Here is a 14,833-nt window from a genome sequence, read left to right as displayed (position 1 = left end):
ATTTATCAGTGGTAGGCCATGATCCTGTGCCAGGCACAGCTCCCCAATCTTATTTGTGCCAGCCCCGAATTCCGATCCCGACACAGCCCCAATGTGGGAGCGGGCTTGCTCGCGAAGGCGGTGTATCAGTAAAAGCTAAGCCAACTGACCCACCGCCTTCGCAGGCAAACCAGCTCCCACATTTATCAGTGGTAGGCCTTGATCCTATGCCAGGCACAGCCCCCAATCTTGTTTGTGCCAGCCCTGAATCCCGAGTCCAACACAGCTCCCAATCTTATTGGTGCCAGCCCTGAATCCCGAGCCCGACCCCACTCCAATGTGGGAGCGGGCTTGCCCGCGAAAGCGGTGTATCAGTAAAAGCTAAGCCAACTGACCCACCGCCTTCGCAGGCAAGCCAGCTCCCACATTTATCAGTGGTGGGCCTTGATCCTGTGCCGGGCACAGCTCCCAATCTTGTTTGTGCCAGCCCTGAATCCCGAGCCCAACACAGCCCCAATGTGGGAGCGGGCTTGCTCGCGAAAGCGGTGTATCAGTAAAAGCTAAGCCAACTGACCCACCGCCTTCGCAGGCAAGCCAGCTCCCACATTTATCAGTGGCAGGCCTTGATTATGTGCCAGGCAAAGCTCCCCAATCTTGTTTGTGCCAGCCCTGAATCCCGAGCCCGCCCCCACTCCAATGTGGGAGCGGGCTTGCCCGCGAAAGCGGTCTATCAGTAAAAGCTAAGCCAACTGACCCACCGCCTTCGCAGGCAAGCCAGCTCCCACATTTATCAGTGGTAGGCCTTGATCCTGTGCCAGGCACAACTCCCACACGTTGATCTTCATAAGACTGAAAACCTGCCGACCTAGCTCACCAGGCTACGCAACGCACTGATCTGCGGAATCTCCACCCGGCGCATGTACGCCCGCAATGGCTCGGTGATGTTGATGCGGTCGTCGATGTTCTGGTCGAGCAGCAGTTGAATCCGTTCGCGCGACAGGGTCATGGTCTGCTCGGCGGCGGGCAGCCAGACGAATTCGGCGGTGGGAATGATGCCGTCATCAGCCACGTCCATGCCGAAGGCGTCTTCGCTGAAACGCACGATGTACTGGCCGGTCTTGCGGTTGAGGCCGACAAAACCACGGAGTTGGTCGGCGGCCTGGCAGATAAGCTCGGAAGTGATGCGCATGGTAAACCTCACTGAAAAGTCCCACAGGGACTGGAAAGATGGTTTACACGCGTGGCAGAAAGTACTGCCCTCTAACGGAGCAGCTTCGGGCAAGAGTACTGCAATGCACGGCAAAAAAACCGAGAAAATTGGCGGGTGCGCACGTTAATGTCGGTTTGGTGATAGCGCCTTTCGCAATCAATTGTTAAAAAGGAGGCCTTCTCAAAGCTACCTCCACGAAAGGACTTCGCATATGCCTGTCACGTTTTCCAAGAGCGCCCTGCTGCTCGCCCTGGCGCTTGGCCTCGGCCAGGCACAGGCTGCCGACCCGATCAGCCCGGCTGAATTGGCGACAAACGAAGGCATTCCCTACCCTGCCGTGATTGCTCACCGTGGCGCGTCCTACGATGCCCCGGAATCCACCGCCGCCGCCTACAAGGTCGCCCGCGACCTGGGTGCCGACTACCTGGAGATGGACCTGCAGCGCAGCAAGGACGGCGTACTGTTCGCCCTCCACGACAACAACCTGCAGCGCACCACCGACGTGGCCACCAAGTTCCCCGAGCGCAAGGACGCCCCGGCCAACGAATTCACCTGGAAAGAACTGCAAACCCTCGACGCCGGCAGCTGGTTCAACGCCGCCTACCCCGACCGCGCACGTCCGGGCTTCGTCGGCCTGAAAATCCAGAGCCTGGACGACATCATCAAGATCGCCGAAGGCAATCCGCAGCACAAACCCGGCCTGTACATCGAGACCAAGGAGCCCAAGCAATTCCCGGGCATCGAAGCCGACCTGAAAAACAAGTTGCTGGATAAAGGCTGGCTGAGCTCTGCCGGCTCCAAGCTGGGCAAGAGCAACACCGGTGTCGGTCAGGGCAAGGGGCGCGTGGTCCTGCAAACCTTCGAGACGGCCAGCCTGAAAGAACTGCAGAAAGAAATGCCGAACACGCCGAAGATCCTGCTGCTGTGGGTCGGCCCTGGCAGCATCGAGCCGAAATCGACACAGACCTTCGCTGAGTCCGGCGAAACCACCAAGGCCGCCTACTACGCCAAGCAAGAGCCGAAAGACGCCGCCGAGTTCGAAAAATGGGTCGACGAAGCCAAGAGCCTCGGCGCCATCGGCACCGGCCCTTCGGCCGAGCTGACCGCCCATGGCGACCAGAGCTACACCGACCTGGTGAAGCCGGAAATGAACCAACTGACCCACGACAAAGGCCTGCTGGTGCACGTCTATACCGTCGATGAGCCGGTGGATTTCGACAAGGTGATGAAGGCCGGTGTCGACGGCATCTTCACCAACCGCGCCGCCGAACTGCTGAAGTTCTACAAGCGCTGGCCGTCGTCCAGCGTTCAGGACCTGCTGAACGACTATAAGTACTGAGTGAAGCCCGAATGGTCGGGTCGCCTGTGGTTGGGCCGTGATTACGGCCTGATCCACGGCGAGCTGGGGCGCACCGCGCCCCATGCGCACTACGCCCATCAATTGATGTTCTCCCCAGGCCGGCCCATCACGGTCAGCCTTGAAGGCCGCGTGATCACGGCCGATCGCCTGTTCATTCCTTCGCGACACCGCCACGCCATCCTCCAGGCCGAGGGTGAGGTGCAGGTGCTGTATGCCGAACCCATCGTCTTTGCTGCCGAGCCGTTGCAGGCCCTGCTGCTGGGCGGCGCAGGGTTTATCGAGACGCTGCACCAGTTGCCCCGACGGCGCCTCGACGATCCACGCATCGAGCGCGCACTCGCCAGTCTCGATCAACATCTGGGCGGCAAAGTGTCGGCCCTGGCCCTGGCCGAGGCGGCGCACCTTTCACTCAGCCAACTGGAGCGCCTGTTCAGTGATCAGCTCGGTGTCCCGGTGCGCCGCCTGGTGCTGTGGCGACGGTTGCGTGTGGCCCTGCAACTGGCCCTCGCGGGCGGCACGCTGACCGAGGCCGCCCACGGCGCGGGCTTTGCCGATTCGGCGCATTTCTCGCGGACCATGAAACAATTGTTCGGCGTCACCGCCGGGGCGTCCCTGCGCCAGCTTGAGGTGCAGTTCCTAACGTAAATCCTGCGGCAACGGCGGCTCCTTGCCCGACTTCACCGCCGCGAACGGGTCACACAACTGCGGCACATAATCCCGCGGAAAATCCGGCCGGCTGCCAATTCCCAGGTCCCCCGGCCCCATGCGATAGCGCGGGCGAAAAAACGCAGTGCCCAGCAGCCAGTCCCACAGATTGAAAAACAGCCCGAAATTCACATCCCCCGCACGCCCGTATTTCATGTGGTGAAACCGATGCACCGGCGCCCAGGCGAACACCCAGCGCAACGGCCCCAGGCGCATGGCCACATTGGAGTGCTGCAGCAACAACTGAACAGCGATGGCCAATGCCAGCAACTGCGCCACGTCCAGCGGTATGCCCAAAAGGATCAGCGGCAGCAGGCCTGCCGTCGCTTCGAGCATCTGGTGCAAGGGGTGCTTCATCAAGCCATTGAAGCCATAGAGCCGCTGCACGCTGTGATGCACCGCATGCAGGCGCCACAACGGCGCAACACGGTGGCTGGCGTAATGCATCAAGGTAATCCCGGCGTCGGCCACGACAATGGCCAGCAACAATTGCTCCCACAGCGGCCAGCCACGTGGCCAGAGGCCTTCGAACGCCAACAGCGCGGTCAGCCCGGGCAGGATCAGCAACCCCGCGGCATTCAGGCTTTCATTGACCAGCGCATGCACGGTGTCGCGTCGACGATCACCCAGGCTGCGGTTCCATTGCCGCTCATAGGGCAGCCATTGCTCGACCAGAAATGACACCGCCACCGCGCTTACAAACACCAGCAGCAACCCTTGCGGTTGCCTGGCCTGCACATACGCGAGTGCCCACCCGATAAACCCTGCAAAAAAGACAGGCGCATAAAGCCAACTGACCAACCGTTTCATCCGAGTCTCCCTTTAAGTGAGCCCTCAGCATGAAATCCCGCGCCCTTGGCGGATTGAACAAACTGCGCAACCGCTTGAAATAATTAAGCGTGAATTAAGTTGCGCTGGATAACCTGATCCCACTTAAACAGCTCACCGAAGAAGGACACACACCATGAAAACCCTGACCGCACTGTTCGCCGCCACCGCCCTGACCCTGACTGCCGGCCTGGCCCAGGCCGATGTTCGCCCGGATCACATTGAAGGCCTGGTCAAGTCCGGCGCCGTGATGCCGTTCGACAAACTCAACGCCGCTGCCGTCGCCACCCACGCCGGTGCCAGCATCACTGACACCGAGCTGGATCACAAAAACGGCGTGCTGGTCTACGAAGTCGACCTGACCGACACCGCCGGCAAACGCTTTGAAGTGAAGCTCGACGCCAAGACCGGCGCCGTGCTGGAAAACAAGCAAGACACTTGAGTCGCCCCCTCAAGCAACCGCGCCACCTCCGGGTGGCGCGGTTTTTTTATGTCCGCGCGTCAGCGGGCGTAAGAAAATCCTCGATTTTGCGAATGAAATTACACCCACATGGCACAAGGTCGCTAAAATCCCACCCATTGGCCGGGGCATAACGCTCAGCACGTTGGGATAGAGATTGCTGCATGGGGCAAAAAGCCGCCGACATCGCCACCATTGGCCGCATCAGTGCCGTCCCCGCGATGCTCAAAGTCATCAGCGACATGACCGGCCTGCGCTTCGCAGCGGTCGCGCGGGTGACCGATGACACCTGGACCGCGTGCGCCGTGCTCGATCAGTTGGACTTCGGCCTTGGCGTCGGCGGCGAACTGGATCTGACGACCACCATTTGCCACGAGATTCGCGGCTCCCACGTGTCCGTGGTCATCGACAAAGCCAGCGAAGACCCGCTCTACCACGACCACCACACGCCGCGCCTGTACCACTTCGAAAGCTACATCTCAGTGCCGGTGTTTCGCACCGACGGGCACTTCTTCGGCACCATCTGCGCCCTCGACCCTAACCCTGCAGAGCTGCGCAGCAGCACGATCCAGTCGACCATGGAGTCGTTCGCCCGGGTGCTGTCGCTGCAAATCGAAGCTGAAGAAGCTGCTCAGTTCACCCACGCGCAATTGCAGGAAGAACGCGATACCGCCGAACTGCGTGAGCAATTCATCGCCGTGCTTGGCCATGATCTGCGCAACCCGCTGTTCGCGATCAACTTCGCTGCTGAACGGTTGCTGCGCAAGCACCCGGACCCGGCTACGGACACGTTGCTGCGACATATCCTCACCAGCGGCCGCCGCGCCGCGCAGTTGGTCGAAGACGTGCTGGACTTCGCCCGTGGCCGCCTCGGCAATGGCATTCCGTTGAACATCGGCGATTGCCAGGGTCTGCAGGAGGCGCTGCAGCATGTGGTGTCGGAAGTGCAGAGCGTGCACCCGCAGCGCGTGATCCAGGCGAATATCGACGACCTGCAAGGCGTGAGTGGCGACCGCGATCGCCTCGCGCAGCTGCTCTCCAACCTGGTGGCCAATGCCATTCACCATGGCAGCCACGAGGGACCGGTGGAGGTCACGGCAAAGATCGAGCAAGGCCATTTCAACCTGACCGTCAAGAACCCCGGGCAGATCAGTGCGCAAGCCTTGCCCCGGTTGTTCCAGCCCTACTCGCGTCCGACCACCGATACCCCCCAGGCCGGCCTGGGGCTGGGGTTGTATATCGTCAAGCAGATCGCCGAAGCGCATGGCGGCGAGCTGAACGTGTCGACCACCGCCGAGCACGGCACCGTGTTCACGTTCAGCCTGCCCACCCCCTGATCAGGGGCCAGAGCGTCCCTGTCAGCAGCGGTTCTTGATGCCTGGTGAGAGAGGCTTCTTGAACGGTTGCTGACAGGCGGTCAATAAAGTGTCATCGCAACGCAATAAGTCGCGAACCGTCACAAAACTGTCAAATCCCCTTGCAATGATCGCTCACGCGAACCTGTGAAACGTCCTACAGGCGCTTTCTCTGCGAGCCTCCATGAACCACAGCCTCGACTACAGCCATCAGGATTCCGACCTGTTCGGCTTGCTTTACGGTTTCCGTTTTCGCCCTGGTGAAAAGGCTGAGCAGATTGACTCGGCCACCGCCCTGCAGGCCTTGCAGCAACCCGGCGACCCCGAAGAATTCCTCTGGCTGCACCTGAACTTGGCCCACGCCGCGTGCGAGCGCTGGATGCAGGCGCACCTGGATTTGCCCGAGGAATTCTTCGAGGCCCTGCATGAAGGCTCGCGCTCCACGCGCATCGAACATGTCGACTCGGCCTTGCTGGCAGTGGTCAACGACGTGGTGTTCAACTTCAGCAGCATGGTCTCGTCGGATATTTCCACGCTGTGGGTGTGCGCGCGCAGCCGCTTGCTGATCAGCGCGCGCCTGCAACCGCTGCACTCGGTGGACAAGCTACGCTCGTCGGTGAAAGCCGGTGAAACCTTTCGCTCGCCGCTGGAGCTGCTGGTGCACCTGCTGCGCGACCAGGGCGAAGTGCTGACCCAGATCGTGCGCAAGACCAGCATCAGCGTCGACCATATCGAAGACCAGCTGCTGTCCTCGCGCCTGTCCACCAACCGGGCGGAACTGGGGGCGGCGCGCCGGGTGCTGGTGCGCCTGCAACGCCTGCTCGCGCTGGAACCCGGCTCGCTGCTGCGCCTGCTCAACCGCCCGCCGCAATGGCTGCAGAAGGAAGACGTGAAGGAGCTGCGCAAATCCACCGAGGAGTTTGCGCTGATCATCAATGACCTGATGGCCCTCGGTGAGCGGATCAAGTTGTTACAGGAAGAAATCGCCGCCAACCTCAACGAACAAAGCAACCGCACGCTGTTTACCCTCACCGTGGTGACGGTGCTGGCGCTGCCGATCAATATCATTGCCGGCTTCTTCGGCATGAACGTGGGCGGTGTACCGCTTTCCCAGGACCCGGAAGGCTTCTGGATCCTGGTGGCGTTGGTGGCGACGTTCACCTTGATTGCCGGGCGCTGGGCCTTTCGCAAGCGCAAGGATTACTGAAGCGCACTCTCGACTTGAAATGCGCTCGAGGGTGGGAGCCGGCTTGCCGGCGCCTACCAAGGGGCAGTTATAGACCGGCGGCATGGCCGATTGATTAAACACTGACCTGCCGCAGTATCTCTGTAACATTCTGCAATGAATATGGATGCCATCCTCCCCACACTGGATGCTCCGGCATGGCCACCCCTTCCCTGACTGCCTCCACCCGCTCCTCGCACAGCGAGCCCAAACCCAGGCTGGACAAGAAACCCGGCCTGGTGACGGTGATCATTTTCTTCGCCGTGCTCGCCATGGGCCTGTTGTTCACCGCCTACAGCCTGATGCACGACATGCACGAAATGGGCGCGGTGGTCACCACCTGGACGCCGTTCCTGCTGCTGGGCGTGGCGCTGCTCATCGCCCTGGGTTTCGAGTTCGTCAACGGCTTCCACGACACCGCCAACGCGGTCGCGACGGTGATCTACACCAACTCGCTGCCGCCGCATTTTGCGGTGGTGTGGTCGGGTTTTTTCAACTTCCTCGGGGTGCTGCTTTCCAGCGGTGCCGTGGCATTCGGCATCATTGCCCTGCTGCCGGTCGAGCTGATTTTGCAGGTCGGTTCCTCGGCCGGTTTCGCGATGATCTTCGCCCTGCTGATCGCTGCGATCCTGTGGAACCTCGGCACCTGGTGGCTGGGGTTGCCGGCGTCTTCTTCGCACACGCTGATTGGTTCGATCATCGGCGTCGGCGTGGCCAATGCGCTGATGCACGGGCGTGATGGCACCAGCGGGGTGGATTGGAGCCAGGCGCTCAAGATCGGCTATGCGCTGCTGCTGTCGCCGCTGATCGGCTTCGCCTTCGCCGCCTTGCTGTTGCTGGCCCTGCGTGCCTTTGTCAAAAACCGCGCGCTGTACAAGGCGCCCAAGGGCGACACCCCGCCGCCGTGGTGGATTCGCGGCATGCTGATCGCCACCTGCACCGGCGTGTCGTTTGCCCACGGTTCCAACGATGGCCAGAAGGGCATGGGCCTGATCATGCTGATCCTGGTGGGCACCCTGCCAATGGCCTACGCGCTGAACCGCACCATGCCGGCCGAGCAATCGCTGCAGTTTGCCGCCGTGGCTGAAGTGACCCAGGTGGCCCTGGTGAAAAGCGCACCGCAGGCGCTGACGGGCGACCCGCGGCCGATCCTGTCGACCTATGTGCGCACCAAGGAAGCCACGCCGGAACTGGTACCGGCGCTCGCCGCCCTCGCCGGCCAGATCGGTGATGAAGTCAAAGGCTACGGCTCGCTGGCCAAAGTCCCCGCCGAAGCCGTAGGCAACGTGCGTAACGACATGTACCTGACCAGCGAAACCATTCGCCTGATGGACAAGGGCAAGGTCGGCAATTTCGACGCCGACACCCAGGGCAAGCTCAAGCTGTTCAAGGATCAGATCGACAACTCCACGCGCTTTATCCCGCTGTGGGTGAAGATCGCCGTGGCCATCGCCTTGGGCCTCGGGACCATGGTTGGCTGGAAACGCATCGTGGTGACCGTCGGCGAGAAGATCGGCAAGACCCACCTGACTTACGCCCAGGGCGCATCGGCCGAAATGGTGGCCATGCTGACCATCGGCGCGGCGGATATGTATGGCTTGCCGGTGTCGACCACCCATGTGTTGTCGTCGGGCGTGGCGGGGACCATGGTGGCCAATGGCGGTGGCTTGCAGATGAAGACCATCCGCAATCTGCTGATGGCGTGGGTGCTGACGCTGCCGGCGGCGATTCTGCTGTCAGGCAGCCTCTACTGGCTGTTCACCCAATTGTTCTGACACAGCACCGTTTAACCGTGAGGGAACGGGCTTGCGCGCGAAAGCCGTCTGTCAGTCAGGGCACCTGGCGACTGACACACCGCAGGCGTAAGCAAGCCCGCTCTACAGTGGTTCTATGGGTTTTCAGCTATTGAATAACCCGCCCATTATTTTCAGGCGTTTTTTGTACACCCGCCGCGCCTCCAGCGCCTCTTCCAGCGTCACCGCCACAAATCCCGCGCGCTGGTTCGGCTGCATTTGCCCGATCAGGTCCAGGTCGGCGCTGATCACCGTGCCAATCATCGCGTAGCCGCCGCCCGACACCGCATCCCGATGCAGCACGATCGGCTCCAGCCCGGCCGGTACCTGGATCGAACCGATGGGGTAGCAACTGTCGACGATATTCGACGGATCCGAGCCCGCGCCGAACGGCTGCTCGCGTGGCTGGAAGCTCAGCGCGCTGCCGCCCTTGAAGCGATAGCCGATGCGGTCGGCCTCGGAGCCGACGGTCCAGGGTTCGGCAAAAAAGCTGCTCTTGGCACCCGCCGTCAAGCGCTCGTAGTACAGCCCCGGCACCACGCGCAACGTCACATCGCCACCGACCGACCGGCGCAGCGCCATCGGCAGGCTGTTGCCCGCGCGCCCCTGTCCGCTGGCGGTACCGATGGGCAGTTCATCCCCCGCCTGCAAGCGTCGCCCGTGAAAACCACCGAGCGCACCGAGGGTGTAAGTGGAACGACTGCCGAGCACCAAAGGCACGTCGATGCCACCGGCGACCGCAAGATAAGTGCGCGCGCCCGCCTTGGGAAACTCGAAGCGCAGCACCTGCCCGGCACGCACGTGGAAGGCGGTGTCCTGGTGCACCACTTCACCGTCCAGGCGCGGTGACATCAACGCGCCGCTGAGGGCCACCAGGGCGTCCTGTTGAAACGCCAGCTCGGGGCCAATCAACGTGCATTCCAGGCCCGCTGCGCCGATGGGATTGCCCACCAGGTGGTTGGCCGCGCTCAAGGCGTACTGGTCCAACGCCCCCGAGGGCGGAATGCCCAGGTGGTAATAGCCTTCGCGGCCAAGGTCTTGCACGGAGGTGGCGAGGCCGGGTTTGAGGACCTTGATCATGCCAGCGCCTCCTGCAGGGTTTTCGGGTAGCCGATGGGGTCGGCGAGAAACGCATCGAGGGAAAATTCCACCGTACGGATGCGCAGGTCGAAACGTCCTGCGTCCACTTCGGCAACGGCCTGGTCGTAGGTGTCGCGGTCGATGGGTTTGAATTGCACGATGTCACCGGGCCGGAAGAACACCATGTGGTCCTTGAGGTAGGCCAATTGCTGCGCCGGGTCGTAGATCGGCGCCGGGGTCACGCCGAACATCTGGTAACCGCCGGCCCCGCGCACCGAGTAGATGCAGCCGAAGCAGCCGCCATGGCCGAGGGTCAACTTGGGAGTGTCGGTACGCGGGCGCAGGTACTTGGGCACCTGCAACTGCCGCTCGCGCTCGACCATCTGGAACATGAACGGCAGGCCCGCGACAAAGCCGACCATCGACACAAACCACGGCGCGCCACTGTGGGCGGCGATAAACGCGTCGACATCGGCCAGGCCATTGATGCGCGCGGCGTATTCCAGGTCGGTCGCACTGGGGTCCTGGTGGCGGTCGCGAAAACGCATCAGCGTTTCATGGGTCCAGGGGTCGTTGTAGAGCACCGGGATTTCGATGATCCGCGTGTGCAGGGTGCGTTCGGCCACGGCCTGGGCTTCGGCGGTCTGCACCGCGTCGAGCAGCACGTGTGGCGCGATGCGGTCGGGGTCGAAGCGAATCTGGAACGACGCGTTGGCCAGGCACACATCCAGCACACCTTCCAGGGCCAGGCGCTCCACGGCCCGGGTCACGGCCATGCCCGTGAAAAAGGCCTCCAGCGACATGCTCTCGCTGACCTCGGCAAACAGGTGTTCATCACCGCCGAAGCTGTAGCGGATGGGGGGTGTTTGAGCCATGTCTGTTCCTCTTGGAATCGTTATAGAAAGGCAGGCAAAAAATGAATAGGGGTGATTGGATTTATTGTGCTGAGCGGGCTTCCTGTGCCTAGCAGGCCTCCTGTGGCTAGCGGGCTTTATGTGGTGAGCGGGCTTGCCCCGCGTTGGGCTGCGCAGCAGCCCCAGTAAAGCCCCCTGTGTACTTCCAGGTAAAACGCGGGCGTCTGATTTTAGGGCCGCTGCGCGCCCCAACGCGGGGCAAGCCCGCTCACCACAACAAGCGCGCTCACCACAGGAATCCTGCTTGCCACATAAAGCCCACTCACTACAACAAGCCTGCTTGCCACAGGAACCCCGCTCACCACATCAAGCCCCGTTGGCCGCAGGCAGCCCATTGGCCACCACGATTCCTGCCTGGTCCAGGGCTTCGCGGGTGGCTTCCACCAATTCCAGGGCGCCGGGTGTGTCGCTGTGCAGGCAGATGGAATCGAACTCGATAAACAGGTCTTCGCCTTCCACCGTGCGCACCAACCCGGTCTGACAGGCGCGTAGGACCCGCGCCGCTACGGTGGCAGGATCCAGCGCGCGCACTGTGCGGGTAAACACGATGGAGCCGCTGAGATCGTACTCACGGTCGGCGTAGAACTCGCGCACCACCGGTTGCCCGAGTTCCTTGGCCACGCGCCAGATCACCGAGTTGGGCATGCAGTACAACAGCAGTGTCGGTTCGATGATCTGCAGGTTCTGCACCAGCAGCCGCGCGGCTTCTTCGTCGCGGGCCAAATGCATGTAGAGCGCGCCGTGGGGCTTGATATGTTGCAGCGTCACGCCTTGGGCGCGGGCGATTTCGCGCAGGGCGCCGAGCTGGTAGAGGATGTCGTCGACCAGCTCCTGAGCCGGTGCGTTGATATGCCGGCGCCCGAAGCCGACCAGGTCGCGAAACCCCGGATGTGCACCGATGGCCACTCCCAGTTGCTTGGCGCGCTCGACGGTGCGGCGCATGGTGCCGGGGTCGCCGGCGTGGAAGCCGGTGGCGATGTTGGCCGAGCTGATATAGGCCATCAGCTGCGCGTCGACGCCATCGCCGATGGTCCAGGGGCCGAAGCCTTCGCCCATGTCCGAGTTGAAATCCACTGCCTGCATCGAGGTCGCTCCGCAAAGGTGATGGCGGAAAAGTAGGCCGCGCCTTGACCCCTTGGGAAGATCTATTATCAGATAGCCCATCTTCTGAAAATCAGATAAGCCGAGCCCCTACGAGGAATGCAGCGTGTCATTGACCTTGCGCCAAGTGCGTTATTTCGTCGCCACCGCCGAAATCGGCCAGATTTCCCAGGCCGCCATCCACCTCAACATTTCCCAGTCGGCGGTGACCACGGCGATCAAGGAACTGGAGGCGATGCTCGGCGTGCAGCTGTTCGTGCGTTCGGCCCAAGGCATGAACCTGACCGACGCCGGCCGGCACTTTCTCAACCGTGCCTATGTGATTGTGCGCAGCGTCGACGACGCCCTCAACAGCCCATTGCCAGACTACCGCGCCAGTGGCGTGCTGCGCCTGGCCGCCAGCTACACGGTGCTCGGTTACTTCCTGCCGCACCACTTGCAGCGCATGGAACACTGGCACCCGGATGTGACCATCGAGGTGTTCGAGCAGGAGCGCCAGGCCATCGAGCAAGGCCTGCTCGACGGCCAATTCGACATGGCAGTGGTGCTCACCGCCAACCTGACTCATGCGGATATCGTCTCCGAAATCCTGTTCAACTCCGAACGCCGCCTGTGGCTGCCCAGCCATCACCCGTTGTGCGAACGCGGCGCCGTGAGCCTGGCGGATGTGGCCCGCGAACCGTACATCCTGCTCACCGTCGATGAGGCCGAACACAGCGCCATGCGCTATTGGGAACAGGCCGGGCAAACGCCCCAGGTGCGGCTGCGCACCAGCTCGGTGGAAGCGGTGCGCAGCATGGTCGCCAATGGCAGCGGCGTGGCGATCCTGTCGGACCTGGTGCATCGGCCCTGGTCACTGGAAGGCAAGCGTATCGAAACCCTCACCGTGACCGACCCGGTCACGCCCATGAGTGTCGGGCTGGCCTGGCACCGCGAGCGTGCGTTTACCCCGGCGATGCAGGCCGTGCGCGATTATTTCCACGACGCCTTCCTGGCGCCGCAGCAGTTGTCGGCTCGCCGTTAGAGTCGGGCTTGCAGCGTCGCGGCCAGCCAGTCCATGAACACTCGCACACGCTGCGGCAAATGCCGTTGCCCGGCGTAGAGCAGCGACACATCGAGCGCCGGTGCCGGGTAGTCGGGCAGCACGGCGACCAGCTCGCCACTGGCGAGCAGATCGCGGATGCCCAGGACCGGCACCTGAGTAATGCCGAAGCCGCCCAGGCAGGCGGATTTGTACGCGTCGGTGCTGTTGACCGTGACCCTCCCGGCCATCGGTACGCGGTGCACTTTGTCGCCCTGCTGGTATTCGAACCCCGTCGAACGTGACCCCAAGGGGCGCACGTAATGCACCAGTTGATGGTGCGCCAGGTCCTCGAGGGTCTCGGGTACGCCATGGCGCTGGCGGTAGCCGGCGCTGACACAGTTGATCATCGGCATGCTGCACAACCACCGCGCGACCACCGTCTGGTCGGGCTGTGCGCCGACCCGCAGCACACAGTCGAACCCTTCGGCCAGCAGGTCGACCTGGCGGTCGGTGGTGCTGATTTCCAGATCGATCAATGGGTGGGCGTCCATGAACTCGGGCAGGCGCGGCAGGATCAGGTCCCGCGCCATCACGTTGGGCAAGTCCACGCGGATACGCCCGCTGAGTTGCGCCTCATCCTGGCGAAACAGGCCTTCGAGTTCGTCCATGTGGGCCAGCAGATCCTTGCTGCGCTCGTACAGCACACGCCCGTCCTGGGTCGCCTGCACCTTGCGCGTGGTGCGCTGCAGCAGGCGTGTGCCGAGCAGCTCTTCCAGCGCCTGGACATGCTCGGACACGCTGGAGCGCGGCAGGCCCAGGCTCTCGCCGGCGCCGGTGAAACTCGACAGTTCGGTGACGCGCACAAAGGTGCGCAGCAGTTCCAGCTTGTTCATGGGATTGTTCGCCTTATCCGGCCAGTGATTCCGATATACCCCTGTTTATCACGTTACAGCCGGACAAATACACTCAGTCCCACTGACCACCCGAGAGGACTGCACCATGACCCGTAAAATCGCATTGATCACCGGCGCCAGCCGCGGCCTGGGCAAAAGCACCGCGCTGCACTTGGCGGCACAGGGCGTCGACATCATCGGCACCTACCACAGCGCAGCCGACGAAGCCCAGGCGGTGGTGGCACAGATAGAGGCCCTGGGTGGCCGCGCCGCCATGCTGCAACTGGATGTGAGCCAGAGCGCATCCTTCAACGACTTCGTCGGCCAGGTCGGCGGCGTGCTCAAGGAAGTTTTCGCCCAGCAGCAGTTCAATTTCCTGATCAACAACGCCGGCATTGGCGTCAACGCTGCGTTTGCCGAAACCACTGAAGAGCAGTTCGACCGCCTGGTGGCAATCCACTTCAAGGCGCCGTTTTTCCTCACGCAAAAACTGCTGCCGCTGATCAGCGATGGCGGGCGCATCATTAACATCTCCAGTGGCCTGGCGCGGTTCAGCCTGCCGGGGTACTCGGCGTATGCGTCGATGAAAGGTGCGGTGGAAGTGCTATCGCGCTATCAGGCCAAGGAGCTGGGCCCGCGCGGAATCAGCGTGAACACCCTGGCCCCCGGCGCGATAGCCACTGACTTCAGCGGCGGCGCGGTGCGCGATAACCCCAACGTGAACGCGATGGTCGCCAACAATACCGCCCTCGGCCGCGCCGGGTTGCCGGAAGATATCGGCGGGGCGATCTCGACGCTGCTGGCCGACGGCAGCCACTGGATCACCGGGCAGCGCATCGAGGCCTCGGGCGGCATGTTTCTGTAGACGTTCTGCGCTAGCATCAATGCCTTCAGATCACTGACAGG

14 protein-coding genes are annotated in these 14,833 nt (G+C 62.5%); 8 read left to right on the top strand and 6 right to left on the bottom strand.

The genetic code is table 11. From position 1 onward, the window contains the following. Positions 1 to 844: 844 nt before the first annotated feature. Entirely contained in the window at positions 845 to 1,168 is a 324-nt protein-coding gene (locus tag NTD80_RS28815; protein ID WP_201145755.1) for a DUF2025 family protein, read from the bottom strand. Between the two features lie 232 nt (positions 1,169 to 1,400). Between NTD80_RS28815 and NTD80_RS28810 the strand changes: the two genes are divergently transcribed. Continuing rightward, positions 1,401 to 2,528 carry a glycerophosphodiester phosphodiesterase family protein gene (locus NTD80_RS28810; RefSeq protein ID WP_065909153.1) on the top strand — a complete coding sequence of 376 codons (1,128 nt, stop codon included), beginning with the start codon at positions 1,401 to 1,403 and terminating at the stop codon, positions 2,526 to 2,528. Then, on the top strand, positions 2,529 to 3,194 hold the full coding sequence (locus NTD80_RS28805) for a helix-turn-helix domain-containing protein (protein ID WP_106802815.1): 666 nt from the start codon (positions 2,529 to 2,531) through the stop codon (positions 3,192 to 3,194). On the opposite strand, the gene NTD80_RS28800 is transcribed toward NTD80_RS28805, so the two are convergent. Then, on the bottom strand, positions 3,186 to 4,064 hold the full coding sequence (locus tag NTD80_RS28800; protein WP_262135695.1) for a sterol desaturase family protein: 879 nt from the start codon (positions 4,062 to 4,064) through the stop codon (positions 3,186 to 3,188). The two genes, NTD80_RS28805 and NTD80_RS28800, sit on opposite strands and share 9 nt — an antisense overlap. Before the next feature lie 154 nt (positions 4,065 to 4,218). On the opposite strand from NTD80_RS28800, the gene NTD80_RS28795 reads away from it, so the two are divergent. The 4 genes from NTD80_RS28795 to NTD80_RS28780 all read left to right on the top strand — a co-directional run bounded on the left by NTD80_RS28795 (position 4,219) and on the right by NTD80_RS28780 (position 8,897). Next, the gene (locus tag NTD80_RS28795; RefSeq protein ID WP_106802813.1) at positions 4,219 to 4,524 is read left to right on the top strand and encodes a PepSY domain-containing protein; all 306 of its coding nucleotides are present in this window, start codon (positions 4,219 to 4,221) and stop codon (positions 4,522 to 4,524) included. A gap of 182 nt (positions 4,525 to 4,706) precedes the next feature. Further along, positions 4,707 to 5,879: a GAF domain-containing sensor histidine kinase gene (locus NTD80_RS28790; protein ID WP_106802812.1), complete on the top strand. Its 1,173-nt coding sequence runs from the start codon at positions 4,707 to 4,709 to the stop codon at positions 5,877 to 5,879. A gap of 202 nt (positions 5,880 to 6,081) precedes the next feature. Beyond that, positions 6,082 to 7,104: a transporter gene (locus tag NTD80_RS28785; RefSeq protein WP_065909143.1), complete on the top strand. Its 1,023-nt coding sequence runs from the start codon at positions 6,082 to 6,084 to the stop codon at positions 7,102 to 7,104. Between the two features lie 176 nt (positions 7,105 to 7,280). Continuing rightward, a complete protein-coding gene (locus NTD80_RS28780) occupies positions 7,281 to 8,897 on the top strand; it encodes an inorganic phosphate transporter (RefSeq protein ID WP_065909140.1) in 1,617 nt (538 codons plus the stop codon). A gap of 123 nt (positions 8,898 to 9,020) precedes the next feature. Here NTD80_RS28780 and NTD80_RS28775 read toward each other — a convergent pair whose 3' ends face one another. From NTD80_RS28775 to NTD80_RS28765, 3 genes are all read right to left on the bottom strand, one after another. Continuing rightward, positions 9,021 to 9,995, bottom strand: coding sequence for a biotin-dependent carboxyltransferase family protein (locus tag NTD80_RS28775; protein ID WP_106802810.1), 975 nt, complete (start codon positions 9,993 to 9,995; stop codon positions 9,021 to 9,023). Continuing rightward, the gene (locus NTD80_RS28770) at positions 9,992 to 10,870 is read right to left on the bottom strand and encodes a 5-oxoprolinase subunit B family protein (protein ID WP_262135694.1); all 879 of its coding nucleotides are present in this window, start codon (positions 10,868 to 10,870) and stop codon (positions 9,992 to 9,994) included. Before NTD80_RS28770 ends, NTD80_RS28775 begins: the two co-directional genes overlap by 4 nt. A gap of 345 nt (positions 10,871 to 11,215) precedes the next feature. After that, a complete protein-coding gene (locus tag NTD80_RS28765; protein ID WP_120449624.1) occupies positions 11,216 to 11,992 on the bottom strand; it encodes a 5-oxoprolinase subunit PxpA in 777 nt (258 codons plus the stop codon). 124 nt (positions 11,993 to 12,116) lie between these two features. Here NTD80_RS28765 and NTD80_RS28760 point away from each other — a divergent pair, with 124 nt between their 5' ends. Then, positions 12,117 to 13,034: a LysR family transcriptional regulator gene (locus NTD80_RS28760; RefSeq protein ID WP_065909132.1), complete on the top strand. Its 918-nt coding sequence runs from the start codon at positions 12,117 to 12,119 to the stop codon at positions 13,032 to 13,034. Here NTD80_RS28760 and NTD80_RS28755 read toward each other — a convergent pair. Next, positions 13,031 to 13,927, bottom strand: coding sequence for a LysR family transcriptional regulator (locus tag NTD80_RS28755; RefSeq protein ID WP_262135693.1), 897 nt, complete (start codon positions 13,925 to 13,927; stop codon positions 13,031 to 13,033). The two genes, NTD80_RS28760 and NTD80_RS28755, sit on opposite strands and share 4 nt — an antisense overlap. Before the next feature lie 106 nt (positions 13,928 to 14,033). On the opposite strand from NTD80_RS28755, the gene NTD80_RS28750 reads away from it, so the two are divergent. Beyond that, on the top strand, positions 14,034 to 14,792 hold the full coding sequence (locus tag NTD80_RS28750; protein ID WP_262135692.1) for an SDR family NAD(P)-dependent oxidoreductase: 759 nt from the start codon (positions 14,034 to 14,036) through the stop codon (positions 14,790 to 14,792). Positions 14,793 to 14,833: the final 41 nt, after the last annotated feature.

Origin of the sequence: Pseudomonas sp. 13B_2.1_Bac1 (genome assembly GCF_025466155.1) — a bacterium.
In the GTDB taxonomy this organism is placed as follows: Bacteria; Pseudomonadota; Gammaproteobacteria; order Pseudomonadales; family Pseudomonadaceae; genus Aquipseudomonas; species Aquipseudomonas aylmerensis.
The sequence above is the reverse complement of the archived record's forward strand: the minus strand, read 5'-3'. Positions and strand labels throughout refer to the sequence as shown.